1 pseudogene is annotated in these 412 nt (G+C 78.2%); it reads left to right on the top strand.

What is annotated here, in order from left to right:
* Positions 1-65: 65 nt before the first annotated feature.
* A pseudogene (locus LPA54_RS40410) lies at positions 66-412 on the top strand (metal-dependent phosphohydrolase); the annotation flags it as partial.

The following is a 412-nucleotide window of genomic DNA, read 5'->3' on the forward strand; positions in this document are numbered from 1 at the left end:
CGTCCTAGGCTCCAGAAGCCGGAGGGCGCCGGAAGACGCGCACGGCACGGTCGGGGGTGGGGCTCATGGAGGCGTTACCGGCGCGGGCCCGGGTGTATCTCGTCGGCGTCACCCTGCTCGGGCTGTGCTGTCTGCTCCCCCTGCCGGGCGTCCCCCGGCCGGGGGTGCTGTCGTCCCTGCCGGACCCGCGCGTCCCCTGGTGGCCGGTCGTCCTGCTCGCCGTCCTGTACGCGGGATGCGAGCGCCTCGCCCGGTCCCGCCTCGTCGCCGGCCCGCACCCCGGCGGCACCTTCCACCCCGTGCTGCTGGCCGGGGCCTTCCTGCTGCCGCCCACCGCCGCCGCCCTCGTCGCGCTGCCCGGGGCGCTGCTGCTCCCCGTCGAGCACGGCCCCCGTCTCGCCCGCCGGCTGTG

This window comes from Streptomyces sp. DH12 (genome assembly GCF_020873895.1).
In the GTDB taxonomy this organism is placed as follows: Bacteria; Actinomycetota; Actinomycetes; order Streptomycetales; family Streptomycetaceae; genus Streptomyces.